Consider the following 24,608-nt stretch of genomic DNA (forward strand, 5'->3'; position numbering starts at 1 on the left):
GGTGCTGAGCGTGGTCACGCTGACCGGTGCCAATGGCCAGCCCCAGGTCGCCCTGGTGCTCAACCCATCGACCTCGGGCGACTCGCAGGTGACGCTCAGCGGCACGGTGAGCCAGGGCACGGTGGTGGCCCTGCTGTCCACCACCACGGGCAACCTGCCGCTGACGGCCCAGGGCGACGGCGTGGTCTCGGTCACGCTGGTCACCACCCCGCGCGCTGCCGCAGGCACGCCGCAATCGTGGAGCGTGTTCGTGGGCACCGGCCGCGTGGCGCTGCCACCAGCCACCAACGGTGCCGCGAGCGTGACGGTGCTCAGCGGTGAAGTGGCGCGCCTTGATGGCACGGGCAAGGTGCAGAGCGTGCGCCTGGGCACCGTGGCCGGCACTGGCCTGGGCGACCCCGTGCAGCGCGGCGACCTGCCTGCCGGCATCAACGCCAACGTGGGCTTCGTGCGCCTGGCAGGTGTGCCGACACGCACCGGTGGCAGCACGCCGCTGGAAACCCTGGTGAACGCAGGCCTGCGCACCGTCGGCATCACCGGCAGTGCACAAGCCACCAACGGCAGCATCACCTGGACCCTGGGCGGCGCGAGCTTCCCCGTGGTGCCGCTGGAAGTGCGCGTGGTACCTGGCCGCGCGGATGGCGTCACCGTAGCGGACGACGGCAGCATCGAGGTGGCCACGGCAGGCCTGGTGACCCGCTTCGGTCCGGCCCTGCAGTCGCTGGCCGCCATGGGCCAGGCCCTGACGGGCCTGGGTGCCACCACGGTGCTGCAGCCCAATGGCGCACTGCGCGTCTCCCTGGGCACCACCGTCTTCCACCTGCGTCCGCAGTGGCTGCCGATGGGCCGCACGGGCAATGCCCCGGGCTTTGTCTTCAGCAACTCGGCGGGCCTGGTCTTCACGGATGCGAACGGTGTGAGCCAGGCCCTGCAGGGCGATGTGGCCGACTACGAAGGCTTGACCAGCCTGCTGCAGTCGCTCCTGGGCTCCACCACCACCGTGCGTACTGGCCTGGATCTGCAGACCGAGCTGGCGCTTGGCAGCCAGCGCTTCCTGCTGGTTCCCGATCTGGCGCTGCTGCCTGCGGGCACCGGACCTGCCAACAGCAACTGGTGGTTCGAGGGCGCCAAGCTCTTTGTGCGCTACCCCGGCGGACTGGTACAGGGATTTGCCGTGACGGCACGCTGAACCGAAACACAGGTCCCGCACGGAGCGGGGTGCGCCACCGAGTGGCGCACCCCGCTTTTTTTCATGGGCGACGGGTCACGAAAGACCCGGTACCAGGGCCCTCAGCTGCGGCGCGTGCCAGCGCCCAAATGGCGCTCCAGGTAGGCCTGCAGCACCGCGCAGCGCGCCTGCGGGTCGGCGCAGGCCACATAGCTGTCGGGGCGCAGAAGGTAAGCGGCACCACGCGCCAGGCCCACGGCTTCGTGCGCCGGGCCAAACGGAAACCGGTGCAGCGCGATGCCTTGCGAGGTGCACCAGGCGGCGAGCTCGCCCGGTGCATCGCCATAGACATGCACCTGCCAGGCGATATCGGCCAGGGGGCCGTGGTTGTCGGCCGTGCGCACCCAGGGCAGGCGGTCGCCGCTCCGCACCGCGCCGGCCTGGCCTGCAGCCAGGGGGCCGTCGTGGTAGCTGATCATCGTCTGCGAGACCATGCGGAAGGCATACTCGCGCACGGCACCCGCGCCAGAGGCCAGCGGCACCAGCAACGGAGCGATGCGCGTGCGCATGAAATCGGCAAAGCTGCCGTCGGCCGTGACAAAGCTGAACAGCCTATCGGTGGTTTCCACCAGCTTCAGTGCAAAAGCACGCCGTTCGGCCTCGTAGCTGTCCAGCAGTGCATCGGGAGCGCCGTGCTGCAGCACGGCGGCCAGCTTCCAGGCGAGGTTGATGGCATCGCCAATGCCCGTGTTCATGCCCTGCCCGCCGGCCGGGCTGTGCACGTGGGCGGCGTCGCCCACCAGGAAGGCACGGCCCCGGCGGTAGTGGTCCGTGACGCGGTGGTGCACACGGTAGGTCGAGAACCAATGCACCGCCCGCACCTGGAGCCCCACGCTCGCAATGGCGCTGTGGCCCACGTCGTCGAAGGCCAGGGATTCGGCCCGCTGCGCCCGTTCATCGCCCACCACGCCGATCAGCCGGCCGCGCCCCTGGTTGTCGTAGGGCAGCCAGGCCGCGAAATCTGCATGGTCCAGCGCGATGTGCGCCTGCCCGTTGGTCGCTGCTGGCCCGCGGGCATCGACATCGGCCACGTAGAAGATCTTGTCGTAGGTGCCGCCCGGGAAACCCGCGCCGATCTGGTGGCGCACCACCGAACGGGCACCGTCGCAGCCGGCCAGGTAGGGGGCTGCGCAAGCCTGCTCGCTGCCATCGGGCAGGCGCAGTTGCGCGACGATGCGCTCGCCCTGGTCCTCGAAACCCAGGCACTCGGTGCGCCACTCCACCCCGACCCCCAGGGCCTGCAGGCGTGCCACCAGCAGCCGCTCGTGCTGGTCCTGGGGGTAGACCAGCAAGAAGGCGTAGGGCGTGAGATCCTGGCCTGCCGAGCCGAAGGACAGCGTGGCGCGCCGCTGGCCTGTGGTCCAGAGGTGGATGGCCGGGATGGTGTGGCCGCTGGCCACCACCGCGTCGGCCAGGTCGAGCTGGCGGTACAGCTCCAGCGTGCGCGCCTGCACGGCCATGGCGCGCGATGCCGTGCCAGGCCCGGCCGCCTTGTCGATGATGCGCACCGGCACGCCCTGGCGTGTGAGCCACAGGGCCAGCACCAGGCCAGTGGGGCCGGCGCCCACGATGAGAACGGGTGCATGGGGCATGGTGGTCTGTCCTCTCCAGTGGCTTGCGGCCTTGCCGCGCAATGCGCCTAAGGCGCTTTCGATACCGACGATTGCAGCGCCCGCACGGCCTCGGGCAGCGAATTCACATGGGGCAGGAAATGGTCGATGGCCGCGCCCAGGGCCACGGCGCACACCACGGCGCCCAGCATGGGCTTCCAGGTCAGGCGCACGGCGGCACTGAGCCAGCCCTCGCGCTCCACCCCCATGGCGGCGCGCGCCGTCACCACCGAGAAGGCCAGCTCCACCGCCACGGTGAGCAACACGTCCCAGCCGAAGAACAGCATGGCCAGCGCGCCCGCCCCGAACACGATGGCCGAACCAATGAGGAAGATGGCCACGATGGGGATCACGACCACGGCGCCCTCGTCGGCGCCCGACACGGCATCGGCCGCGCCGCTGGCCAGGTCGCCCAGGCCGGAACCCGCATCCGACAGGGCGGAGCCGAAGTCGCCCGAGCCGCCACTGGTGTGGACTGTACCGCCCGAGCGCGGCATGGGCATGCTCGGCCCGCTGCCGCCGCGCCATGAGACCGCATCGATCGCGATGTCCGCCACGTCCCCGGCGGCCTCGATCGCATCGCCCGCACCGCTGTCCGAATCGTCCTCATCCCGTTGCACCAGGCGCGCCGCCCACAGGCGCAGCACCAGCAGGTAGCCGACGTAGCCAACCGACAGGGTGACCAGGTAGCGCCACGCCAGGGTCTCCATGCCCATGCGCATCTGCACATAAGAGGCGCACCACATCAGGATCAGCACAAAGCCGCCGATCAGAAATCCGTGCAGGCGCAGGCTGTAGCGCTGCTGCAGGCTGTCCGCCAGGTGGTGCCGGGGCTGCATGCGCACGGAGCGCCAGTTCGAGTTCTTTTTGCGGGCGCTGCGCTTGTCGGCCATGGGCTGCACTCCTGTCAGGGCGGATGGTCAGGCGCGCAGCGTACCCGATCAGGCCCGGTTCACGGCAAGGCCCGTCGGGCGAACCGTGACAAGATGCTCACTACTCCACCGTGACAGGTACGCGCTGCGCCAGCGCACACATCAGCTCCCAGGACACGGTGCCCGCCGGCTCGGCCACCTCGTCGATGGTCAGCACCGCCCCGTTGCTGGCGCGGCCCCAGAGCGTGACCTCGCTGCCAAAGCCGACCTCCATGCCCGCCTGCAGCAGCGGCGTGAGGTCGACGGTGACCATGTCCATGCTCACCCGGCCCACCAGGCGCGTGCGCACCCCGTTGACCAGCACCGGCGTGCCGGTGGGGCAGTGGCGCGGGTAGCCGTCGCCATAGCCGCAGGCCGCCACCCCGATGGTGAGCGGCCCATCGGCGACGAAATTCGAACCATAGCCCACCGTGTCGCCCGCCTGCAATTGCTGCACGGCCAGCAGCTTGGTCGCCAAGGTCATGGTGGGCGCCAGCCCCCAGTGGCCGGCGGTGTTTTCCGGGTGGTCGGGGGCATTGCCGTAGAGCACGATGCCGGCACGCACCCAGTCGCCGCGCACGGCCGCATCGCTGCTGTGGCGCAAGGTGGCGGCGCTGTTGGAGAGTGTGCGCTCACCTGGCAGATCGGCCGTGGCCTCGTTGAACGCCGCCATCTGGTGGGCAATGCCGCGCGGGCCGTCGGCATCGCTGAAGTGGGTCATGAACGAGATCTCGTCCACCTGCGGCAGGGCATTGAGCCGGGCCCAGGCCGCACGGTAGCGCTGGGGTGTGAAGCCCAGGCGGTTCATGCCCGAGTTCATTTTCAGGAACACGCGGTGCGGCACCTGGGTCTTGTGCGCGGCCAGCATGTCGATCTGTTCGTCGCAGTGCACGGCATGCCACAGCCCCAGGCGCGAGCACAGCTCCAGGTCGCGCGCCTCGAACACCCCTTCAAGCAGCAGGATGGGGCCGCGCCAGCCCAGCTGGCGCACGCGCTCGGCCTCGGCCAGATCGATCATGGCAAAGCCATCGGCGCCGCGCAGGCCTTCGTAGGCACGCTCGATGCCATGGCCATAGGCATTGGCCTTGACCACGGCCCAGACCTTGGCATCGGGCACGCTCTTGCGCACGCGCTCCAGGTTGTGGTGCAGGGCGGCGGTATGGATGGTGGCGTGTATCGGGCGTGGCATGGGGTTTGACCGGGTGGGATGCCCTGGATTCTGGCACCGTGACCGTTTACCCACGTGATATAACCATCTGTCGGCCACCCGGCTCCCCATATTTAACAGGGCATCAGTTCGCCTGATGCAGCACCAGCCATTCGATGAAGCGCGGTTTCTACACCATCATGTCGGCGCAGTTTTTCAGCTCGCTGGCCGACAACGCACTCTTCGTGGCAGCGGTCGAACTCCTTCGTTCTGAGGGTGCGCCCGAATGGCAGCGCGCCGCGCTGGTGCCCATGTTCGCGCTGTTCTATGTCGTTCTGGCGCCTTTCGTGGGGGCCTTTGCCGACGCCCTGCCCAAAGGGCGGGTGATGTTCGTGAGCAATGCCATCAAGGTGCTGGGCTGCCTGATGATGCTCTTTGGCTCGCACCCGCTGATCGCCTACGCGGTGGTGGGCCTGGGCGCCGCGGCCTACTCGCCGGCCAAGTACGGCATCCTCACCGAGCTGCTGCCCGCCTCCCAGCTGGTCAAGGCCAATGGCTGGATCGAGGGGTTGACCATCGCCTCCATCATCCTTGGCGTGCTGCTCGGTGGCCAGCTCGTCGGGCACAACGTCTCGGGCATGATGCTGAGCTTCGATTTCCCGGTGATCGATACGGGCGTGGACACGCCCGCCGAGGCGGCCATTGCCGGATTGATCGCGATCTACGCACTGGCGGCCTGGTTCAACACCCGCATTCCGCACACCGGCGTGGAGATGCGCCCCCTGCGCGCCGACCCCTCGCGCAGCGTGCTGGCCAACACCATGGCCCTGCTGCCCGACTTCTGGGCCTGCAACAACCGCCTGTGGCGCGACAAGCTGGGCCAGATCTCGTTGGCCACCACCACCCTGTTCTGGGGTGCGGGCGGCAACCTCAAGTTCATCGTGCTGGCCTGGGCCGGCGTGGCCCTGGGCTACAACACCACCCAGGCCTCAGCCCTCACGGGCGTGGTCGCCATCGGCACCGCGGTGGGCGCCGTGGTGGCCTCCATGCGCATGCGGCTGGACATGGCCACCCGGGTCATCCCGCTGGGCATCGCCATGGGCCTGCTGCTGATACTGATGGTCTTCATCAAGAACATCTGGCTGGCCATTCCCTTTCTGATCCTGCTCGGCGGCCTGGGCGGCTACCTGGTCGTGCCCATGAACGCGCTGCTGCAGCACCGCGGCCACAACCTCATGGGCGCCGGCCGATCCATCGCCGTGCAGAACTTCAACGAGCAGGCCTGCATCCTGGCGCTGGGCGCGTTCTACAGCCTGTCGCTCAAGTTCGGCCTGTCGGTCTTCGGCGCCATCACCATCTTCGGCCTGGTGGTCGCGGGCATCATGTGGATCATCCGCCGCTGGCACCAGAACAACTGCGTGACCCACCGCGAAGAGGTCGAGCACCTGCTGCACATTGCGCGGCAGGATGCGCACCACTAGGCTCCCCCTGAGGCGCTGCGCGCCATCCCCCTGAGGGGGACGCCACCAGTGCGGCGGGGCGGCCCTTGCACGGTGGCACTGGCCTCGGTCGCGCGCATTGCATAGATTACGCCCAGGGCCGAAGCCGGCGGGCAGACAAACCGCGCAGCGGCTACCATGGCTTCTTCATCCACCGAGGAGCCCCGATGCCCGAGACCATCTACGATTTCGAAGCCCTGCAGATGAATGGGCAGAGCGTGCCGCTCTCGCAGTACCGGGGCAAGGTGCTGCTCATCGTGAACACGGCCAGCGCCTGCGGGTTCACGCCGCAGTTTGGGGGGCTGGAAGAGCTGCACAAGGAGTATGGCGGCAAGGGCCTGGTGGTGCTGGGTTTTCCGTGCAACCAGTTCGGCAGCCAGGACCCGGGCAGCAACGACGAGATCGCAAGCTTCTGCCAGCTCAACTACGGCGTGAGCTTTCCGATGATGGCCAAGATCGACGTCAATGGGGCCAATGCATCGCCCCTCTACAAATGGCTCACGGCCGAGGCCCCGGGCCTGTTGGGCAGCAAGGCCATCAAGTGGAACTTCACGAAATTCCTGGTGGGCAAGGATGGCCAGGTGATCCGCCGCTATGCCCCGCAGGATGCGCCCAAGAAGCTCGCAGGCGATATCGAGGCCGCGCTGGCCTGATCCTGCGGCCTACCTACCTCTGCCAGCGGCAGAGCACACGCTCGCGGCCTGTGACAGGGTTGCGGTCCGGTGCGCCTTCCTGCAGGCCGCAGCGCGCATAGAAGCGGCGTGCGCCCAGGTTGCCGCTGGCCACGTGCAGCGACCAGCCCGCCGGGCACAGCGCGCTGACCTGCGCGACCAGGGCCGCGCCAATGCCCTGCCCCTGCAATTCAGGGTCCACGAACAACTGGTGCAGGTAGCCCGCGCCCGTATCCAGCACCAGGAACGCGGCGATGCGCCCCTGCAGCTCGCCCACCAGCGTGAGGCATGGTGGCCCGAAAAACTCCCCCTGGACCCGCCCCTGCCAATGTGCCAGCGGCGCGACCTCGGCCACCGCGGGGTTGGCCGACGCCCAGGCACGCCGCCACAGCGCGGCCAGTGCGGGGGCATCGTCCCTCCCAGCGGGGCGCAGGGGCAAGGGCTCGGGCAAGACGGGCGCGGCAGTCTCCATGGGGGGATCTTCTCGGTCAACGGGCCGCCAGTATCCCCCCTGGCGCCGCCTTGGCCCGCACCGCTCCGGCCGGCGGCAGGCCGAACAGCGGCCGCAGCCAGCGCGAGCGCCGCACCAGTCCCGTCAGTGCCCAGCACAGCAGTACCGTACCGGTCAGCAAGGCGAGCGGTTCCAGCACCGGGCCCAATGGCCAGCGCGCCAGGGCGACCGCAAGCACGATGATGGCCGTCTGGTGCAGCACATACCAGGGGTAGACGGCCTCACGCGCCCAGGGCAGCCAGCGCCAGGGCCGGTTGAGCCGGTGGTGGGCCCAGCCCAGGAGAGCCAGCAGCATGCCCCACAGGTACAGGTCGGCTAGCACCCGCACGGCGGTGCGTGCCAGCCAGCCGCCGTTCTGCACGGCAGGCCCCCGCAGGAGCATGAACAGCGCCAGCAGGAGCAGCGCCCCCGCCAGAGTGCGCCAGCGCAGACGTACCAGCTCCGCCCACAGGCCGGCATCGAGCCCGATCCAGTAGCCGTACAGGAACAGCGTGAAGTACACCGCATGCAGCCAGGCATCGTGGATGAGGTCGTGCGTGGGCGGGAAGTGGCGCCACAGCAGCAGCGAGTACAGCACCAGGGGCAGCACGGGCAGCAGGAACAGCGCGGCGCCCCGCAGGCCGGTAAAGGCCGCACGCAGCCGCTGCCCCCTGGCCGACTCCAGCCCGGGCAACAGCAGCGCCAACACCACCGTGTAGGCCCACAGGTAGGCCAGGTACCACAGGTGGTTCCAGGTCACGCCCACCTCCCAGCCATCGAAGGCACCCGCCGGCCAGCCACCTCCTGCGCCGAAATAGCGGAGCAGAAAGGCCCCGAAGCCCGGTGCGATCAACCCGTTGGCAACGCCCTGCGCATAAGGCTGGTAGGGCACCACGATGGCCATGCCGAACACCAGCGGCAGCAGCAGGCGCCAACTGCGCAGCCGGACCAGCCCCGGCACGGTCTTGCGGCCGCGCACCAGTCCGAACGCCAGCCCGGACACCAGGAACACCAGGTCCATGCGCCAGAGATTGAGCGCCCGCATGGGCGCCTGCAGCCATTCGGCCGCATGCGGGCTCTTGAGGTGCCAGTGCCAGTCGGCCACGTAGTACATGGCCACGTGGTAGACGATGACCAGGGCGAAAGCGAGGGCGCGCAAGGCATCGATGTCATGGCGGCGCGGGGCCGCGGAGGGAAGGTGGTGGGGATCGGTCATGCCCCCATGCTCGCGCCGCAAGGCCTGTGCCCTGCCCCCTGCGGGACGGGGACCCATGCACTTTGGGATGGGCGGTGGCCGGCAGGGACGAAGATCGGGCCCGTTTTCCAACCCGATCCAGGCCCTTGCCTACACTGGGGGCATGTCGTCCCCGCCCACCCTGCCCTGGCCCGAACGCTACCGCCCGCTGCGCCGCCGCGCCGAAATCGGCTTCTGGGCCACGGTACTGCTGGTCCAGGCGGCCTTCAACAGCGTGGTGACCTTGATCGACCTGCGCTCCGCGGGCCGGCCGGTGGCCGCTTGGGAGCCGGCGCTGTGGGAGTTGTCCAGCGTGCTGGTGGTGGGCCTGCTGATCCCGGCCATCGTCGCCTTCGAGCGCCGCTTTCCCCTGCACTGGGACACGCTGCGCCGCCACCTGCCCTGGCATGTGCTGGGCAGCCTGGTGTATTGCACCGTTCACCTGGCGGCCATGATCGCGCTGCGGCATATCGCCTACGCCGCGCTGGGCGCCGAATACCGGCTGAACGGCCCCTGGTGGGCGCAATGGGGGTACGAGTACCTCAAGGACGTGCGCACCTATGCACTCATCGTGTGCGCCTTGGTGAGCTACCGCTTCGTGCTGCTGCGCCTGCAGGGCGAGGCCCGGGTGCTGGACACGCCCGAGCCCTCGCCCCTGCAGGAGGTGCCCGCCACCCCAGCAGTGGAATCCGCAGAGCCGTCCCCCCCACCCGCCGCGGTGCCGCGACCCGAGCGCTTTCTGGTGCGCAAGCTGCGCCGCGAGTTCCTGATCGCTGCCAACGACATCGCCTGGCTGCAGGCCGAGGCCAACTACGTGGGCCTGCATGTCAACGGGCACGACTACCTGGTGCGCTCGACCCTTACGGACTTTCTCACCCAGCTGGACCCGGCGCGCTTTGTGCGCGTGCACCGCAGCTATGCCGTGAACCTGGACGCCGTGGCCGAAATCGAGCCGCTGGACAGCGGCGATGCGCGCCTGCGCATGAAGGACGGCAGCACCGTGCCCTGCAGCCGGCGCTACCGGGACGCCCTGGCATAGGAGGCTGTGCCGTCACGAGCGCCAGGGCAGTTCCAGGGCCTCCCCGTCGGGCAGCCGGGTGTCCACCGGCGTGCCCGCAAAGATGCCGATGACTTCGAGCGGCACCGCCCCCACGCTGAACAGCTGGTGCACCTGGTCGCGCGGCAGCGCCACCACCGATTCGGGCCCGAAACGGTGCACCCGGCCATGGGTGTGGACCTCGCCCCAGCCGCTCAGGCACAGCACGACCTCGTCGCAGCCGTGCTGGTGCGGCGGCGTGGCGGCACCGGGCTCCAGGCGTTGTCGCCATACCGACAACTGGGCCAGCCCCGTGTCCGATCCGGCCCAGGTGGCATGGGCCACGCCAGGGATGGGGGTGGGCTCGGGGTGGGTTTGCGCAAGAACTTGCATGGGGACTCTCTCTTTCCAAGGGGGTGAATGAAGAACTGCAGTGTGTCCAGCGCGCAACCTTTCGAGAAGACACGCCAGTGCCTTAACATTGCCGAAAATTCTTCGTCAATCACGCCGCGAGGGCGAGACAAGGAGCCCCCATGCCCGGCCTGCAGCAGTTCGTCGCCTTTGCCGAGACCGCCAAACAGGGCGGGTTTGCCGCAGCCGCACGGCAGCTGGGCGCGGCCCCCTCCACCGTGGCCAAGTCGGTGCAGCGGCTCGAAGAGGGCCTGGGGGTCAAACTGTTCCACCGCACCACGCGGCAGGTCACGCTCACGCCCGATGGCGAGCGCCTGTACCAGCGCTGCCAGCGCGTGCTGACGGAGCTGGAGGATCTGCAGGCCGACGCCTCGGGTGCGCGCCAGACGCTTTCGGGCACCCTGCGCATCGACCTGCCGGTGTTCTACGGCAAGCACTTTGTGCTGCCCCTGCTGGCAGCACTGCGCCGCCAGCATCCCCAGCTGGAGATGGACATCAGCCTCACCGACCTGCAGGTGGATCTGGTGCGCAGCGGCATCGACCTGGCCGTGCGCATCGGCGCGCTCAAGGACTCGACCCTGGTGGCGCAGCGGGTGGACCGGCAGCAACTGATGCTGTGCGCCAGCCCCGCCTACCTGGCTGCACACGGCACGCCCCGGTGCATCGATGACCTGGCCGCGCACGCCACCGTGGTGTTTCGCCTGCCCAACACAGGCCGCGACCGCAGCTGGCAGTTCCAGCAGCAGGGACAGGCGTTGGAGTACACCCCCCACCCGCATGTGCGCATGAGCGAGACCGAAGGCCTGCTGGAGGCCATGCGGCTGGGCATGGGCCTGTGCCAGGTGCCCGACATGCTGGTGCAGGCATCGATGGCCAGGGGCGAACTGCAGGAGGTGCTGCCCGACCTGCGGCCACCCGCCATGCCCATCCACATCGTCTACCCCTCCGGGCGGCTGCTGCCCGCGCGGGTGCGCGCCGCCATCGACATGCTGCAGGCACTGCGGCAGCGCCTGCCCGCCGCCGACGTGTGAGCGGACAGGCTCAATCCGTGCCCGCAGGTGCGGGAGCGCAGGCGGGCGGCCATTCTGGCGGCCGCGATTCCATCTCGGCCTCGATCTGGCGCAGCATGTCGGCCAGGGTCTTGCCGGGCTCCTGGCGGAAGCGCTCGGGCAGCACGGTGAGGGTGGCGATGCGATCGATGCGGAAACCGCGAAAATCGTTGCGCAGCTCGCACCAGGCCGACAGCGTCCAGACCTTGCCCCAATAGAAGCAGCCCAAGGGGCGCAGGCGGCGCACGCTGGGCCGGCCCTGCACGTCGGCATAGTCGATCTGCACCACATGGCAGCTGTGCACCGCTTCGCGCAGGGTCTGCAGCGTGGCCTGGGAGCGCGGCCCCAGGCCCACCGAAGGAGCGTAGAGCGCCTGCGCTTCGGCCGCCACGCGCGCCTCGGGCGGCAGCACCGAGAGGATCTTGCCGAGCGCCCCTTCGACCTCGCGTGCCAGCCCGGCGTCGAGCCATGCCTGCGCCAGCCGCGCAGCTGCAACGAGGGCATTGGCCTCGCCCTGGCTGAACATCAGCGGCGGCAGGTCAAAGCCTGCGCCCAGGCGGTAACCGACACCGGCCTCGCCATCGATGGGCACGCCCTGGTGCTGCAGGTCGGCCACATCGCGGTAGATGGTGCGCTGCGACACCTCCAGCCGCTCGGCCAGGAAGGCGGCGGTGGACAGGCGCCGCCCACGGATGAGTTGGACGATCTGGAACAGGCGGTCTGCGCGGCGCATAGATTAAAAAGCCATCAAGGCGTTGGGCAGTGATCGCATATCAGCTATCCACGGTGCTGCGCGCGCGGGTATGAGACTGGCGCAGCCAAAGCCAGTGCCCCCGTGCAAGGGCCGCCCCGCCGCACCGGGGGCGTCCCCCTCCCAGATTGCGAAGCAATATGAGAGAGGGGTGAAGGCGCGAAGCGACTCAGGGGGTGTCATCTCAAATACCGATGTGGATGGCGACGCGGTCAGGGCCCGGGTAAGCCTCGAAGTCCGTGGCGAAGCGGCGCTTGATCTGCGGGTTCTCGGCGAAGTAGCGCCACACCTGGCCCCAGGCATCGATCACCATCTGCGGCATGGCGCCCTGTCCGTGGAACACCAGGTAGTCGCCCGCCTCGATCTCCACCGTGGTGGCACCGCCCACGATCTCTGCGCCCGCGGGCGCGTCCACACCGGCCGTGACGTCGAAGGCGCCATGCTCGTTGGACTCGTAAGCGCTGTAGACGCCGAAGATGCGGCCGTCGGCGCCCGGCTTGGGCAACTTGTGCTCCCAGCTTTCGCTGAAGAAGCGGTCCCACAGGCCGCCGATGCGCGCGGTCTCGGGGTTCATCTCTTCGCTGTTGCGGGTGCGCACGGCGATGCCGGCAACGCGAAAGGCAGGGATCTTTTCAGAAACGGGTGGCATGCGGTTCTCTCTCTCTCTGGGTTTGTCAGGAGCCGTGATGGTGCCGGCCCCCTGCTGACAACCTTGTGTCAGCAGGATGGCGCGGCGCACGGCAAATTGCAACCAGGGGAAAGAGAGGCCGCCATCCCGCCCGAAGGCGGGGCTGCTGCCAAGGCCTTGTCAGCAGCCGCCCCCAAGGGAAGGAGCCTGTGCAGCGGCTCAGGCCGCAGGGGCGGTGGTCGCTGCGGCGGTGGCAGCCGCGGCCACCACACTGCGATAACGGCGTGCGCGCTCCAGCGTCTGGCCGGCTGCGCGCGCAGCCATGCCGTACATGTCGGCGAAAGCCTCCAGGGTCTGGCCGCTGGCCTCGAAGGCGCGCAGCAGGGCTTCGTCGCGGGCGTTGCGCATGGCCCATTCGGCAAAGGCCTCTTCGAGCAGGGTATTGGCCTCGTCATCGCGGCCCGTCACCAGCTCGGTGTAGGCCTCGCGCGTGAGGCCCGAGGCCTCGAAGGCCTGGACCAGGCGGTTGCGCAGCTTGGGCAGCAGGTCTTCGCCGGCGCGCGCCTTGCTGTTCTTGCGGCGGCGGTAGACCTCCAGCAGCGCGTGGTGCACATGCTCGGGCGCCATGGCTTCCACCGGCTTGCCCGCGAGGTCGTGGCGCTTGTCGCCCGCGGCCACGCTCTGCAGGTAGCGGGTGGAACGGGTGTGGATGCCCAGAGCTGCCTTGAGCGCCTCGCGCTCGAACAGCTCGGGGTGGGCCGCCTGCAGGTCCTGGAAGATGCCGCGCTTGAGCGGGCGGAACACCGCGCCGAAAAGCTGCGGGTACAGGCCCGCCAGTTGCTCCAGCACAGGGTGGGTGCGCGGTGGCGTGCGCTGGGCGCCGGCAGGGGCCGCGGCGGCCCCCTTCACCTCGGGCGCAGCGGTGTCATGCGGGCGCGGGTTGCCGCCATCGTGCTTGCCACCGCGGCCGCCACGGCCTCCGCGGCTGCGCCGGCTCTTGCTGGCAGGCGCCTGGGCTGGCGAATCCCCGCCCTCGGCTCCGGCCGAAGCCACGGCGGAGGCAGGCGATGCGGCCTGGTCCGCCGTGGGGGCAGCGGCGGCGGGCGCGGCGATCTTCTGTTCTTGTTCTGGCACGTTGTCGGTCATGGCGTAGCGAGGAAGGGGGGGCAAGAAAACCCTCAATCATGCCAGCCTTGGGCTGGAAAGCCTAAAAATCAGGCCAAAGCCTCATCCAGCACCTCGATCCAGTGGCGCACAGGCGTGGCCGTGCCGCTTTGCAGGTGCGTGATGCAGCCGATGTTGGCTGAGAGGATGGCCGCGGGCGGCTGCTCGCCCAAGGCCTCACCCAAGGCGCCGAGCTTGCGGTCGCGCAACTGGTACGACAGCCCTGGGTTGAGTACCGAATAGGTGCCAGCCGAGCCGCAGCACAGGTGCGACTCGTTGCGCGCCACGCGCAGCGTGAAACCCAGCTTGGCGAGGTGCGTCTCGACCCCGCCGCGCAGCTTCTGCCCATGCTGCAGCGTGCAGGGCGGGTGGTAGGCGTACTGCACGTTGGTCTGCGGCCGGACGCGCCCGGCCAGGCGCTCGGCCAGTTCGGGCAGCAGGTCCGGCAGCAGCTCGGACAGGTCGCGCGTGAGTGCGCTGATGCGTGCCGCCTTGGCCGCGTACTGCGCATCGTCCTGCAGGATATGGCCGTATTCCTTGACCGTGACGCCGCAGCCCGAGGCATTCATGACGATGCACTCCACACCGCCCGCCTCGACCAGCGGCCACCAGGCATCGATGTTGGCGCGCATCTGGGCCTTGCCGCCCTCCTGGTCGTTGAGGTGGAACTTGACTGCGCCGCAGCAGCCCGCCTTGGGCGCCACCAGGGTCTCTATGCCCGCGGCGTCGAGCACGCGCGCCGTGGCGGTGTTGATGCCGGGCATCATCGCGGGCTGCACACAGCCGGCCAGCATGAGCACCTTGCGCGCGTGTTCGCGTGTGGGCCAGGCACCGGCATCGCGCGGGGCCGGCACCTTGGCCTGCAAGGCCTTGGGCAGCAGGCCGCGCACCATCTGGCCGGCCTTCATCGCCGGGGCGAACAGCGGCGAGGGCAGCCCTTCCTTGAGCGCCCAGCGCAGGGCCTTTTCGCCGGCAGGGCGCGGCACCTTCTCGTCCACGATCTTGCGCCCGATGTCCACCAGATGGCCGTACTGCACGCCGCTCGGGCAGGTGCTCTCGCAGTTGCGGCAGGTCAGGCAGCGGTCCAGGTGCATCTGGGTGGCGCGCGTGGGCGCCTGGCCTTCGAGCACCTGCTTGATCAGGTAGATGCGGCCGCGCGGGCCATCGAGCTCGTCGCCCAGCAACTGGTAGGTGGGGCAAGTGGCCGTGCAGAAGCCGCAGTGCACGCACTTGCGCAAAATGGCCTCGGCCTGCTGGCCATCGGCGCGGGCGCGGTATTCAGGGGAGAGTTGGGTTTGCATGGTGCATGCCTGGCAGTTGAAGGGGTATCGGCCGTGGCCGGCAGAGCGGCGCGGCCCTACCAGCCTGCCGCCATGCGCCCGGGATTGAAGATACCGGCCGGATCGAAGCTGTGCTTGAGGCGCGCATGGATCTGCTCCAGCGCCCGTGACGGCAGTGGCGCATGCCCTGCCCCCCCGGGTTCACGCGCCGCGGGTGCGCGGAACACCGCTGCGCTGCCACCCGCAGACCGGGCCGCTTCGCGCAGCGCATCGCCGGCGGCTTCGGGCGCCTGCACCCAGCGCAAGGCTCCATGCCATTCCACCAGGGCCTGGGCGGCCTCGGGCAGCGCCAGCACGGGCGCGGTGGCGGGCAGGGACAGGCGCCACAGGGCCTGGTCCGGCCGGCGCGCGGCAAACCAGGGCAGCACCTGGTCGCGGCATGCCCCCCACTGCACAGCGGCCATGGCTGGCTCCAGGCGCTCCCCCCCCAGGCTGCGGCAGGCCGCCTCGACGGCGGCCACGGCGCCACGCAGGCGCAGGTGCAGCACGCCACCATCCGCGCCGCCCTCCCAGCGGCTGGCGTTGAGGGGCAGGGGCTGGCCGCCCCAGGCATGCAGCCGGCGCAGCGCCTCGTCCTGCCCGCATTCAAACCGCAGCGTGGCCTCGGCGGGCACCACGGGCAGCACCTTGAGGCTGACCTCGGTGAGCAGGCCCAGCGTGCCCCAGGAGCCCGCCATGAGGCGCGGTACGTCGTAGCCCGCCACGTTCTTCATGACCTGGCCGCCGAAGGTCAGCAGTTCGGCCTGGCCGTTGAGCAGCACCACGCCCAGCAGGTAGTCGCGCACCGCGCCCACGCTGGCGCGGGCCGGGCCCGAGAGGCCGGTCGCGACCATGCCGCCGACCGTGCCGGCCTGGGGCGGGGTGCCGAAATGCGGGGGTTCGAACGGCAGGCACTGCCCCTGTGCGGCCAGGGCGGCTTCCAGATCGGCCAGCGGCGTACCGCTGCGTACGGTGACCACGAGTTCACTCGGCTCGTAGTCCACGATGCCCGTGAGCACCCGGGTGTCCAGCACCTCGCCATGCAGGGCCAGGCCATGGAAGTCCTTGCTGCCCCCGCCGCGGATGCGCAAGGGGGTCTGGTCGGCCGCGGCGGCGCGCACGCGTTCGGTGATCTGGGCAAGGGCGGCATCCATGCCGTGCATCGTAGCGGCTGCATCCCGCCCGGGCCTTGGCCGAGGCCGTGAATTTTTTGAACGGACGGCGTGAGGCCGGCGATGGCCCCGTGCCGCGCGGCCATGAAAAACCCGCCAGCAGGCGGGTTGGTCAAAAAGAAGCCCGCCGGAAGGCGGGCCAAGGGATCCGAGGAGGATTCCGAGGAGACTCTCGCAGAAAACCAAACTCAAAACTCGGGAGAGGCCTGGCTGCGGCACCACCAGACACCGCAGCCTGCGGCCTACCCCCTTCTCACGCTCATCAACGGTTGTAGGCCGTTTCGCCGTGCGACGTGATGTCCAGACCTTCGCGTTCGGCTTCTTCCGAGACACGCAGGCCCACCAGCAGGTCAGCGATCTTGTAGGAGATGAAGGCCACGACGCCGGACCACACGATGGTGAACAGCACGCTCTTGACCTGGATCCACACCTGGGTGCCCATGGCGAAGGTGTCGGGCGTCAGACCACCCGTACCGCCCAGACCCTTGGAGGCAAACACGCCGGTCAGGATAGCGCCCAGGATACCGCCCACGCCGTGCACGCCGAACACGTCGAACGCGTCGTCCACGTTGAGCATGCGCTTCAAGCCACCCACGCCCCACAGGCAGACGATGCCGGCGATCAGGCCCAGCACGATGGAACCCATGGGGCCCACGAAACCGGCAGCAGGCGTCACGGCCACCAGGCCCGCCACGGCGCCCGAGGCAGCGCCCAGCATCGAGGCCTTGCCCTTGTGCAGTGCTTCACCAGCGATCCAGCTCAGCGTTGCGGCAGCGGTGGCCAGCACGGTGTTCACGAAGGCCAGGCCGGCACCGGCGTTGGCGGCACCGGCGGAACCGGCGTTGAAGCCGAACCAGCCCACCCACAGCAGCGAAGCACCCACCATGGTCAGCGTCAGGCTGTGGGGCGTCAGGGCTTCCTTGCCGAAGCCGATGCGCTTGCCCACCATGTAGGCGCCCACCAGACCGGCGATACCGGCGTTGATGTGCACCACGGTGCCGCCAGCGAAGTCCAGCGCGCCGTCAGCGCCCAGCAGGCCGCCGCCCCACACGATGTGGGCCATGGGCACGTAGCTGAAGGTGAACCACAGCACCGAGAAGATCAGCACGGCGGAGAACTTGATGCGCTCGGCGAAGGAGCCGACGATCAGCGCCACGGTGATGGCTGCGAACGTGCCCTGGAAGGCCACGAACACATACTCGGGGATGGTGATCAGGGCACCGAAGGTCTCCTGCGTCACGCCCTTGAGGAAGATCTTGTCCAGCCCGCCGAAGAACTTGCCTTCGCCCGAGAACGCCAGGCTGTAGCCATAGATGGCCCACAGCAGCGAGATCAGCGAGAAGACCACGAAGACCTGCATCAGCACGGACAGCATGTTCTTGGAGCGACCCAGGCCACCGTAGAACAGTGCCAGGCCGGGGATGGTCATCAGGATGACCAGCAGCGTGGAGGTCAGCATCCAGGCGGTGTCGCCGGAATCGACCTTGGGAACGGGGGCAGCCGGAGCGGCTTCGGAGGCAGCGGCAGCGGGCGCGGCAGCAGGGGCTGCTGCGGCAGGTGCAGCAGCGGCGGCTGGTGCGGCTTCGGCGGGTGCCGATGCCGCCGCGTCAGCAGCGGGGGCCTGGGCCAGCGACAGTCCACCAACGGACAGCAGGCTCAACCCCAGGATGAAGGAAGCAAGCAGTTTTTTCATGGCTCTTTTCTCTTGTGTGTGATGCGGCGTGCCTTTTAGAGGGCTTCCTTGCCGGTTTCGCCGGTGCGGATGCGCACCACCTGCTCGAGGTGCGTCACGAAAATCTTGCCGTCGCCGATCTTGCCGGTGCGGGCCGCGGCCTCGATGGCCTCGATCACGCGGTCCACCAGTTCATCGGCCACGGCGGCTTCGATCTTGACCTTGGGCAGGAAGTCGACCACGTACTCTGCACCGCGGTACAACTCGGTGTGGCCCTTCTGGCGCCCGAAGCCCTTGACCTCGGTCACCGTGATCCCCTGAACCCCGATGTCCGACAGGGCTTCACGCACCTCGTCGAGCTTGAAGGGTTTGATGATGGCTGTCACCATTTTCATTTTTGGTTCCTCCGGGAAGGAGCGCACTGCGCGCCCCCAAAAGATTTACAGGGTTTTGGTCAGCGTGACGATCACGCGCGACTTGTTGACGGGGCCGAAGTAGTCCTTCTTGTTGGCGCCCACCACGGCAGCGCCCAGCGACAGGCCCGAACCGAAATCGTAGGCACCGCCCACGCTGTAGTCGATGTAGTTGGGGGCCACGATGTCGCCACCGAAGCGCGTGTAGCCCACCGATGCCTTGACGGTGATCTTGGGCGCCACTTCCTGTGCGAAGGCCAGGTTCAGGTAGCCGGTGTTGCGGCCCTTGAAGCCGGGACCGGCGTAGGCGAAGTAGTCCTTGGACAGGGTGTGCGAGTACTTGGCGGTCACGGGGCCGAAGGTGGCGGCGCCATAGACTTCGGTGGTGTTGCCGTTGCTGTTGCCGGGGTAGATGTAGGTCAGGAGGCCCACGTCCAGGTCGACCGAGCCGGCCTTGAACTTGTAGCCGCCGTAGATGTCGGACTCGATGGAGTTGCCCGACAACCAGTCGACGCTGGAGTTCCAGTTGCCGACGTAGAAGCCCGATTCGCCGAAGGCGTAGTCGAAGCCGCCCTGGATGGCAGGCTTGACGGCCTTGACCTTGGACGCATCCTGGTCCTGGCCACGGAACTTGTAGTTGGTGGTCAGGCTGACGTTGCCCGTCAGCTGGGCGCTGGCCAGCAGAGGCAGGGTTGCGACAAGGGCAGCGCCCAGGAACTTGATGGATGCGCGGGTCATGTTTCCTCCGGGTTGGACAAAGTAGGGACAAGCGCTTTAAGCATGGACCGTGCCATGCGCCATCGGCAGGCAATCCGCCCGCGATCGGGGCAGATGGGGATTCCCTATTAAAGTGAGGGTTGAGGGGATTGCAGGCACGCACCACCATGGTGCGATCGTGAAGCATTTCACGCCAGTGCACCATAAAACGCACCCATCTGGGGAGAAAGTTGTCCATGAGTCTTGCTTTGGTGCAAAGCCGCGCCCTTCTGGGGCTGCAGGCGCCGGCCGTCACCGTTGAAGTGCACCTGGCCAATGGCCTGCCCAGCTTCACCCTGGTGGGGCTGGCCGAGGTGGAGGTCAAGGAGGCCCGTGAACGCGTGCGCTCGGCGCTGCAGAACGCCGGGCTCGAATTCCCGCACAACAAGCGCATCCAATGTAGTCAAGCAGTTCTTCAACTTTTTGAGCAAGGTAGATTGAAATCTCACTTGCTTGCTTGTGGATAACTGCTGCCAACTGCCCGCGGCCGATCGATTGTGGACAAATTCCGTGAGCTGGCACGTTTAGCCTCAACTCGACAAGCCGGCCGCCTCTGGTTGTGAGCGACGTGGTGGCAGACGCTGACACCGGCCACCACCTCGGCCTACTCGTAGATCCGATATACGAACCCAGGTGTTCGCCGTGGGACCACTCCTCCGCTCAGCTCGGCGACGCAACCAACTACCAAAACCCGCGACGATTCACACCGCTTAGCAGAGCGCTCAGCTGCATCACCGCCTCTGTGTCGAGTGAGCCTGACGCAGCCCCGAGCCCCGTCAATGGGCCGACATCTATTGATTTCTCTTGAGCTCTGCGCAGCACCTGATTGACCAAGCGGGTGCGAGGAATCAGCACATATCGGACCTCGCAGTCCAGGCCTTCAGCAAGGCGGGCCAGTGTTCGAAGAGCGATAGTGCCATCCGCTTCCGCGCGCTCAAGTTTGCGTACGCCTTGAGGAGACATCGCCACGCGCTCACCCAAAGCGAGAGAGCTCATGCCCATTGCCAAGCGCAGGGTCTTCACCCATCCAGAGCGCGGCGTCTTGATCGCACCCAGGCTCCCAACTTCATGCAGTTGTCTATCGATCTCGGCGAGGCGGTAGATGTTCAATGGAGTTTTCACAGCGGGGCGTAGTTGCTTGGTCGTTCTTCGGCAACTGAAGAGTTGCTTTTTTGGGGGCTACAGCAACCCCCATGTTTCCTTTGACGCATGTGCCTCTCGCGCTCGACCGCGCTCCGGCCAAGTTCAGCTATCTTCGCATCCAAGCAGCGATGGGACAAAGTCGTCCCATAATATTTTATCCTAATAATATGCTATTTATTGAGCACCCAGAGGTCGGCCAATTTGGCCATGCGGAAGTAACTTCGATATTCAAACAACGTGGGTGGAAGGCACTTCTGCCAAACGCTCTATCGGATTCGCAGTTGCTGTCAGCATCGCGGGGCTTACGCTCGCTGCTGTACAGCAACGACTGGGAGGATCACCCCGATCAAGCAAGTCCTGTGGTGACCATGGCCATCTTGCTGCTGATAAGTTGCAGCCCAGAGGTCAATGCCACAGAGCACACCAGACAGTTCGGTCTATCCACCCTCCAGCAAGCGATGACTATGCTCAGTTTGGACGTGGATCGTGAAATCGTGAGCAGAGTCCTTGGCGAGTCGAGCGACGAGCCAGAAGAGGCGCTAACGGAGATCCTGCGCGAACTTGTCGAGCGGGATCTCGCAACCACTTGACCTTCAGCGGTTGCGGTCCTTGTCGTGCACCAACTCAATGAGGTCGGACTTAACAGCCTCAAACAACTGGTTAACCGCTGTAGAGCTGGATGTCTGGCAGTACGCAAGCACGATCAGCGTCAGCGGATGGATATCCAGCCCTTCCGCCAATCGGTCAATGGTCCGGAAAGATGGGACTTGAGCGCCATGCTCGATCCGCCCGACGGACCGACGACTAGACCTCGGCAACAGATCTTCCTGGGTAACACCGCGGGCATCGCGTAGCTGTTGTAAGGCACGGCCGAAGTTGACCTCCGACGTAAATTTCTTCTTGGATGACATTGACCCGATTGAGGGTCAATGCGACAAGTTTGACCACGCCAAATCTGTCGCATTCAAGCACACTGAATAATAATTCCACAAAAATAAATTCAGAGATACATAGCGAGTGAAACATTGAAAATATGCTGCAGCCAGCGTTGAAAGCCACGGAAGAATTCAGCGGCGAAGACCTTATGAGAATCTTCGACTCGGGCGGATGGGAGGAGATCTTGCCCAAGAGCCTGCCGGACCAACGGCTGGTTAGCTTGGCGCATCAGTTGCGCGGTTTCCTCTGGGACGAGGGGGAACTCAAGCCCGGCGAAGACACTACTGCCGCGGTTACTCTGGCGTTGCTTCTGTTGACCAAGGTCGACCCGTCCTGCCTTCCATTCGATGAATCGCTTCCCTGGGCTGGAAAGGAAGAATTGCTGCGTGAAATCCTCATGGTGCTGCACGTAGCAACCCATCAAGAGATCGTGAACCGCCTACTCAACCGACCAAAGGATGTGGAATCTCTGGCGGTACTGACGGGAATCTGCGCCGAGATTAATGTCGACCCAACACCGGCAACCCGCACGCCGTAGCAATGCAAAGATTGAAACTTGGGTTCAAAATTGAGCCGCATTGCCAAAGTGCTGCCAGCGTGTGGGCGTGCTCAATTCTGGTGCACTGCAGTGGGGAATACGTATGCCTGTGCTTTTTCTTGATTTTGACGGTGTACTGCATCGGGAGTTCTGCCACGCCTCCAAGCACTTTGAGTTTGAGCCGAGCTTTGCCTTGGCCATTCACAGGTTGGATGTGGAGATTGTGGTGAGCAGCACATGGCGTCACAACCGGGAACCGAAAGAACTCCTGGCACAGCTGTCCGATCCCGTGTCATCTCGAATTGTTGGGATGACACCTAGATATTCACAACTGCCTGATGTTCCGAGCAAGCTCGCGTTGTACGAGCGAGAGGCAGAGTGCACTGCTTGGCTGTCTGCCAATCGGCCGGCCTATACCCGATGGATTGCGGTCGACGACCGCCCTTGGCTATTCAGGCCGTTTTGCCCCAACCTGTTTATGGTCGACGGCAAACGGGGCCTCGACGAGCACTCGTCGCAACTGCTGCGAGCGAGGTTGAATGAACTATCCCTGTAGGCGTGCCGAGTTGTGGCACGCCGGGCTATCACTTGATCTCGAATTGAGCACGGTCCTTATTGGCGATCCACAGCGGTGCCTTACCGCGGCCAGTCCAGGTGGCACCAGTGCTTGGATCTCGGTACTTCGGAGCAACTGTCGAGCCCTTCGACGCGCTTTTGGCGCGGCCTGCAGGGAATACATCGGAGGCAGTCAGACCGAATTCCTTGACCAGACCCTGAATCGCAGACAGAGCCTCGCTGATCTCGGATTTGCGAGCGGCTTCGATCTGGGCTTCGAGGTTTTGTTTTTGAGCGAGAAGTTCTTTGTAGCTGGGCATATTGGTTTTCAAAGAGAAATAGCGAAGTTGATCCGTCGCAGATTGTGGCGGCAGGTCACGAATAGTTCTGTAGGCAAAATTCGCATCCACTGCGAAAAGCTGTTCCCTCAACTCTTGATTATGCAGCTTTGCCGCTGACCGCTTGAGCACTCGAGAAATTTCCAGCTGCACTCTCAATGAAAATCCTCGTTCTCTCAGACCTTCACGTAGAGTTCGCGCCTTTCCGTCCAATGCTTCGATCGGCGGCATCTGCCAACGTGGTGGTGCTCGCCGACGATATTCAGCAGGGAAACCTGGCTCCATCCTGGGCTCGCCGGACATTCCCCGACAAACTCCTCGTGCTGGTGGCCGGCAACCATGAGTTCTACCACGGCCACTGGGAGAGGACGCTTGACTCCATTCGCAATGCCGCGCGCTTGCATGAGGTGCACTTCCTAGAGGACACCGCAGTCACTATCGGCGAGGCGCGCTTCCTGGGCACCACCCTTTGGACAGACTTCGAATACTTTGGCGCAGAGCTTCGCCATGCTGCCACGCTGGCTGCGCAGCGCTACATGGCCGACTACCGGCTGATCGAGGGTTGCACGCCGCACGCTACCGTCGAACGCCACAACGTCAGCCGTGCCTGGTTGGAGCGCGAACTTTCGACACCAGTTGCTAGGGTACGGCACGTGGTGGTGACCCACCGCTATCCGCGCAAGGATTCCACCCCTGAGCAGTATCAGGATGAGCTGAGCACTGCGGCGTTTGGCTCCGAGTTTCCCGAGCATATGTTTGGCGGTGTCGACCTGTGGGCCCACAGACACACCCACAGCTCGTTCGACTACCGGGTTTCCGGCTGCCGCGTGGTCTGCACCCCCCGCGTCTATCCGATCAACAAGGAGAAGACCGTGTATGAGAACCCGGACTTCAACCCTGGCCTAGTCATCAATCTCGGAATGAGCACCATGAAAGGACACTCAGAGTGCAGGCTTCCTTGTCCGTGCCAGGGGCATTGGCATGAGCGGCAAACCCACCAGCACGTTGGACGGATTAGGCACTGCCGGAGCGCATTCTCCACGCTCGCTCAATATGCATGCCGACGTGTCGCAGAAGACTGAAGGATCGCCATGCTCCGCCCCATTTTTGGCAATGACCGCCCTGCGCCTGATGTGCAGTTGCAACCTCATGTCGAGCTGCATCACTGGCGTATCGTGCAGCGCGGCAACGGAACACTGCACATCGCAGCGCAGCTCGCTTCCGGATCCTTCAGGGTGACCACCATGTTGATCGCCATCGATCTTCAACGTGCCCTGATCAGGACGGAATCTGGCCGCTGCTATCACCTCTGCGCGCCTCCTGAAGAAGATGAGTTTCTGCGCGGCGTGATGGGCGCCTGTGCTGCGCGGGAACTGTTCTTCGTGGACAGCGACTTCAGTGACCTTATCTGGAAGGCGATCCTGACCGGAAATTGGTCTCAGAACAGCGTGCTGTTGCCGCCGTTTCAGTAGACGTTCGGAGGAGGCCTCCTTCACCGGTTGTGCGAGGTGTGCCGTGGCGCAAGTTCAAAACGAAGGTGGTCTTCAACGCGGGGGATACAGGGATGAGTGGAAACCCATCATCGCGCTGGACGGGGCCGGTGTACTGCTCGATTACAGCGTGGCCTATGTGCCGCTGTGGGAGCGCGCGCTTGGACACTGCCCTGCGGAGTGTGACGCGGATGCCCACTTGCCTTTCGACCTCTGGCCCGTTGGGAGGCTGGAGGGCCAGCGCTTGGCGGTTCTGCAGGCCTGCATGGATGAGCACTTTTGGTCCTCTATACCACCGGTCGCTCTCGCGTTGAAGGCCTGCCGTCGGCTCTGAGATGCCGGGTTCGAGTTTGCGTGCGTCTCTGCACTGCCCTCGCAGTTCGAAACAGCGCCGCCACAGAATCTTGCACCGGTAGCCATCGTGGATGATCAACTGCAGTACTTCCG

General features: G+C 66.3%; 26 protein-coding genes and 1 pseudogene. 10 read left to right on the forward strand and 17 right to left on the reverse strand.

What is annotated here, in order from left to right; genetic code table 11:
- Positions 1 to 1,290: 1,290 nt before the first annotated feature.
- From HNP48_RS00535 to alr, 3 genes are all read right to left on the reverse strand, one after another.
- A complete protein-coding gene (locus HNP48_RS00535; RefSeq protein WP_184854904.1) occupies positions 1,291 to 2,820 on the reverse strand; it encodes an FAD-dependent monooxygenase in 1,530 nt (509 codons plus the stop codon).
- 47 nt (positions 2,821 to 2,867) lie between these two features.
- Positions 2,868 to 3,731, reverse strand: a complete 864-nt coding sequence (locus tag HNP48_RS00540; RefSeq protein WP_184854905.1) for a hypothetical protein — start codon at positions 3,729 to 3,731, stop codon at positions 2,868 to 2,870.
- Positions 3,732 to 3,831: 100 nt separating this feature from the next.
- Positions 3,832 to 4,938: an alanine racemase gene (gene alr, locus HNP48_RS00545; RefSeq protein WP_184854906.1), complete on the reverse strand. Its 1,107-nt coding sequence runs from the start codon at positions 4,936 to 4,938 to the stop codon at positions 3,832 to 3,834.
- 134 nt (positions 4,939 to 5,072) lie between these two features.
- Between alr and lplT the strand changes: the two genes are divergently transcribed.
- The gene (gene lplT, locus HNP48_RS00550) at positions 5,073 to 6,377 is read left to right on the forward strand and encodes a lysophospholipid transporter LplT (protein ID WP_184854907.1); all 1,305 of its coding nucleotides are present in this window, start codon (positions 5,073 to 5,075) and stop codon (positions 6,375 to 6,377) included.
- A 185-nt stretch (positions 6,378 to 6,562) separates the two neighbouring features.
- Entirely contained in the window at positions 6,563 to 7,048 is a 486-nt protein-coding gene (locus tag HNP48_RS00555; RefSeq protein WP_184854908.1) for a glutathione peroxidase, read from the forward strand.
- A gap of 13 nt (positions 7,049 to 7,061) precedes the next feature.
- On the opposite strand, the gene HNP48_RS00560 is transcribed toward HNP48_RS00555, so the two are convergent.
- Together HNP48_RS00560 and HNP48_RS00565 are read right to left on the reverse strand one after the other, a co-directional pair.
- Entirely contained in the window at positions 7,062 to 7,538 is a 477-nt protein-coding gene (locus HNP48_RS00560) for a GNAT family N-acetyltransferase (protein ID WP_184854909.1), read from the reverse strand.
- A 16-nt stretch (positions 7,539 to 7,554) separates the two neighbouring features.
- Positions 7,555 to 8,772 carry an acyltransferase family protein gene (locus HNP48_RS00565; RefSeq protein ID WP_184854910.1) on the reverse strand — a complete coding sequence of 406 codons (1,218 nt, stop codon included), beginning with the start codon at positions 8,770 to 8,772 and terminating at the stop codon, positions 7,555 to 7,557.
- Positions 8,773 to 8,914: 142 nt separating this feature from the next.
- On the opposite strand from HNP48_RS00565, the gene HNP48_RS00570 reads away from it, so the two are divergent.
- On the forward strand, positions 8,915 to 9,829 hold the full coding sequence (locus HNP48_RS00570) for a LytTR family DNA-binding domain-containing protein (protein ID WP_184854911.1): 915 nt from the start codon (positions 8,915 to 8,917) through the stop codon (positions 9,827 to 9,829).
- A gap of 12 nt (positions 9,830 to 9,841) precedes the next feature.
- Here HNP48_RS00570 and HNP48_RS00575 read toward each other — a convergent pair whose 3' ends face one another.
- Positions 9,842 to 10,219, reverse strand: coding sequence for a cupin domain-containing protein (locus HNP48_RS00575; RefSeq protein WP_184854912.1), 378 nt, complete (start codon positions 10,217 to 10,219; stop codon positions 9,842 to 9,844).
- A 140-nt stretch (positions 10,220 to 10,359) separates the two neighbouring features.
- On the opposite strand from HNP48_RS00575, the gene HNP48_RS00580 reads away from it, so the two are divergent.
- Positions 10,360 to 11,268: a LysR family transcriptional regulator gene (locus HNP48_RS00580; protein WP_184854913.1), complete on the forward strand. Its 909-nt coding sequence runs from the start codon at positions 10,360 to 10,362 to the stop codon at positions 11,266 to 11,268.
- Between the two features lie 10 nt (positions 11,269 to 11,278).
- On the opposite strand, the gene HNP48_RS00585 is transcribed toward HNP48_RS00580, so the two are convergent.
- The 8 genes from HNP48_RS00585 to HNP48_RS00620 all read right to left on the reverse strand — a co-directional run bounded on the left by HNP48_RS00585 (position 11,279) and on the right by HNP48_RS00620 (position 19,143).
- Positions 11,279 to 12,019 (reverse strand): YafY family protein, encoded by a 741-nt coding sequence (locus HNP48_RS00585; protein ID WP_184854914.1) that lies wholly within the window; start codon positions 12,017 to 12,019, stop codon positions 11,279 to 11,281.
- A gap of 202 nt (positions 12,020 to 12,221) precedes the next feature.
- Positions 12,222 to 12,686 (reverse strand): GyrI-like domain-containing protein, encoded by a 465-nt coding sequence (locus tag HNP48_RS00590; protein ID WP_184854915.1) that lies wholly within the window; start codon positions 12,684 to 12,686, stop codon positions 12,222 to 12,224.
- A gap of 198 nt (positions 12,687 to 12,884) precedes the next feature.
- On the reverse strand, positions 12,885 to 13,811 hold the full coding sequence (locus HNP48_RS00595) for a ProQ/FINO family protein (RefSeq protein WP_184855627.1): 927 nt from the start codon (positions 13,809 to 13,811) through the stop codon (positions 12,885 to 12,887).
- Between the two features lie 68 nt (positions 13,812 to 13,879).
- Complete coding sequence (gene glcF, locus HNP48_RS00600; protein ID WP_184854916.1) at positions 13,880 to 15,130, reverse strand: glycolate oxidase subunit GlcF; 1,251 nt, start codon at positions 15,128 to 15,130, stop codon at positions 13,880 to 13,882.
- A 56-nt stretch (positions 15,131 to 15,186) separates the two neighbouring features.
- Positions 15,187 to 16,311, reverse strand: coding sequence for a glycolate oxidase subunit GlcE (glcE, locus tag HNP48_RS00605; RefSeq protein ID WP_184854917.1), 1,125 nt, complete (start codon positions 16,309 to 16,311; stop codon positions 15,187 to 15,189).
- 271 nt (positions 16,312 to 16,582) lie between these two features.
- Entirely contained in the window at positions 16,583 to 18,013 is a 1,431-nt protein-coding gene (locus tag HNP48_RS00610) for an ammonium transporter (RefSeq protein ID WP_184854918.1), read from the reverse strand.
- Positions 18,014 to 18,048: 35 nt separating this feature from the next.
- Positions 18,049 to 18,387 carry a P-II family nitrogen regulator gene (glnK, locus tag HNP48_RS00615; protein ID WP_007851823.1) on the reverse strand — a complete coding sequence of 113 codons (339 nt, stop codon included), beginning with the start codon at positions 18,385 to 18,387 and terminating at the stop codon, positions 18,049 to 18,051.
- A 45-nt stretch (positions 18,388 to 18,432) separates the two neighbouring features.
- Positions 18,433 to 19,143: a TorF family putative porin gene (locus HNP48_RS00620; RefSeq protein ID WP_184854919.1), complete on the reverse strand. Its 711-nt coding sequence runs from the start codon at positions 19,141 to 19,143 to the stop codon at positions 18,433 to 18,435.
- 215 nt (positions 19,144 to 19,358) lie between these two features.
- Here HNP48_RS00620 and HNP48_RS00625 point away from each other — a divergent pair.
- Positions 19,359 to 19,583, forward strand: a pseudogene (locus HNP48_RS00625) (magnesium chelatase domain-containing protein); the annotation flags it as partial.
- Between the two features lie 259 nt (positions 19,584 to 19,842).
- Here HNP48_RS00625 and HNP48_RS00630 read toward each other — a convergent pair.
- Complete coding sequence (locus tag HNP48_RS00630; protein WP_221480042.1) at positions 19,843 to 20,271, reverse strand: helix-turn-helix domain-containing protein; 429 nt, start codon at positions 20,269 to 20,271, stop codon at positions 19,843 to 19,845.
- An 83-nt stretch (positions 20,272 to 20,354) separates the two neighbouring features.
- On the opposite strand from HNP48_RS00630, the gene HNP48_RS00635 reads away from it, so the two are divergent.
- Complete coding sequence (locus HNP48_RS00635; RefSeq protein WP_184854921.1) at positions 20,355 to 20,894, forward strand: hypothetical protein; 540 nt, start codon at positions 20,355 to 20,357, stop codon at positions 20,892 to 20,894.
- A 3-nt stretch (positions 20,895 to 20,897) separates the two neighbouring features.
- Here the strand turns inward: HNP48_RS00635 and HNP48_RS00640 are convergent, their stop codons facing one another.
- Complete coding sequence (locus HNP48_RS00640; protein WP_184854922.1) at positions 20,898 to 21,215, reverse strand: helix-turn-helix domain-containing protein; 318 nt, start codon at positions 21,213 to 21,215, stop codon at positions 20,898 to 20,900.
- 122 nt (positions 21,216 to 21,337) lie between these two features.
- On the opposite strand from HNP48_RS00640, the gene HNP48_RS00645 reads away from it, so the two are divergent.
- Positions 21,338 to 21,778, forward strand: coding sequence for a hypothetical protein (locus HNP48_RS00645; protein WP_184854923.1), 441 nt, complete (start codon positions 21,338 to 21,340; stop codon positions 21,776 to 21,778).
- Between the two features lie 103 nt (positions 21,779 to 21,881).
- Positions 21,882 to 22,334, forward strand: a complete 453-nt coding sequence (locus HNP48_RS35770) for an HAD domain-containing protein (RefSeq protein WP_184854924.1) — start codon at positions 21,882 to 21,884, stop codon at positions 22,332 to 22,334.
- Positions 22,335 to 22,362: 28 nt separating this feature from the next.
- On the opposite strand, the gene HNP48_RS00655 is transcribed toward HNP48_RS35770, so the two are convergent.
- Positions 22,363 to 22,653 (reverse strand): H-NS family nucleoid-associated regulatory protein, encoded by a 291-nt coding sequence (locus HNP48_RS00655; protein ID WP_184855628.1) that lies wholly within the window; start codon positions 22,651 to 22,653, stop codon positions 22,363 to 22,365.
- Positions 22,654 to 22,829: 176 nt separating this feature from the next.
- Here HNP48_RS00655 and HNP48_RS00660 point away from each other — a divergent pair, with 176 nt between their 5' ends.
- Both HNP48_RS00660 and HNP48_RS00665 read left to right on the forward strand, forming a co-directional pair.
- Complete coding sequence (locus tag HNP48_RS00660) at positions 22,830 to 23,753, forward strand: metallophosphoesterase (protein WP_184854925.1); 924 nt, start codon at positions 22,830 to 22,832, stop codon at positions 23,751 to 23,753.
- Positions 23,754 to 23,762: 9 nt separating this feature from the next.
- Positions 23,763 to 24,143 carry a hypothetical protein gene (locus tag HNP48_RS00665; RefSeq protein WP_184854926.1) on the forward strand — a complete coding sequence of 127 codons (381 nt, stop codon included), beginning with the start codon at positions 23,763 to 23,765 and terminating at the stop codon, positions 24,141 to 24,143.
- Positions 24,144 to 24,608 lie beyond the last annotated feature (465 nt).

Source organism: Acidovorax soli (assembly GCF_014207955.1).
GTDB classification, from domain to species: Bacteria; Pseudomonadota; Gammaproteobacteria; order Burkholderiales; family Burkholderiaceae_C; genus Acidovorax; species Acidovorax soli_A.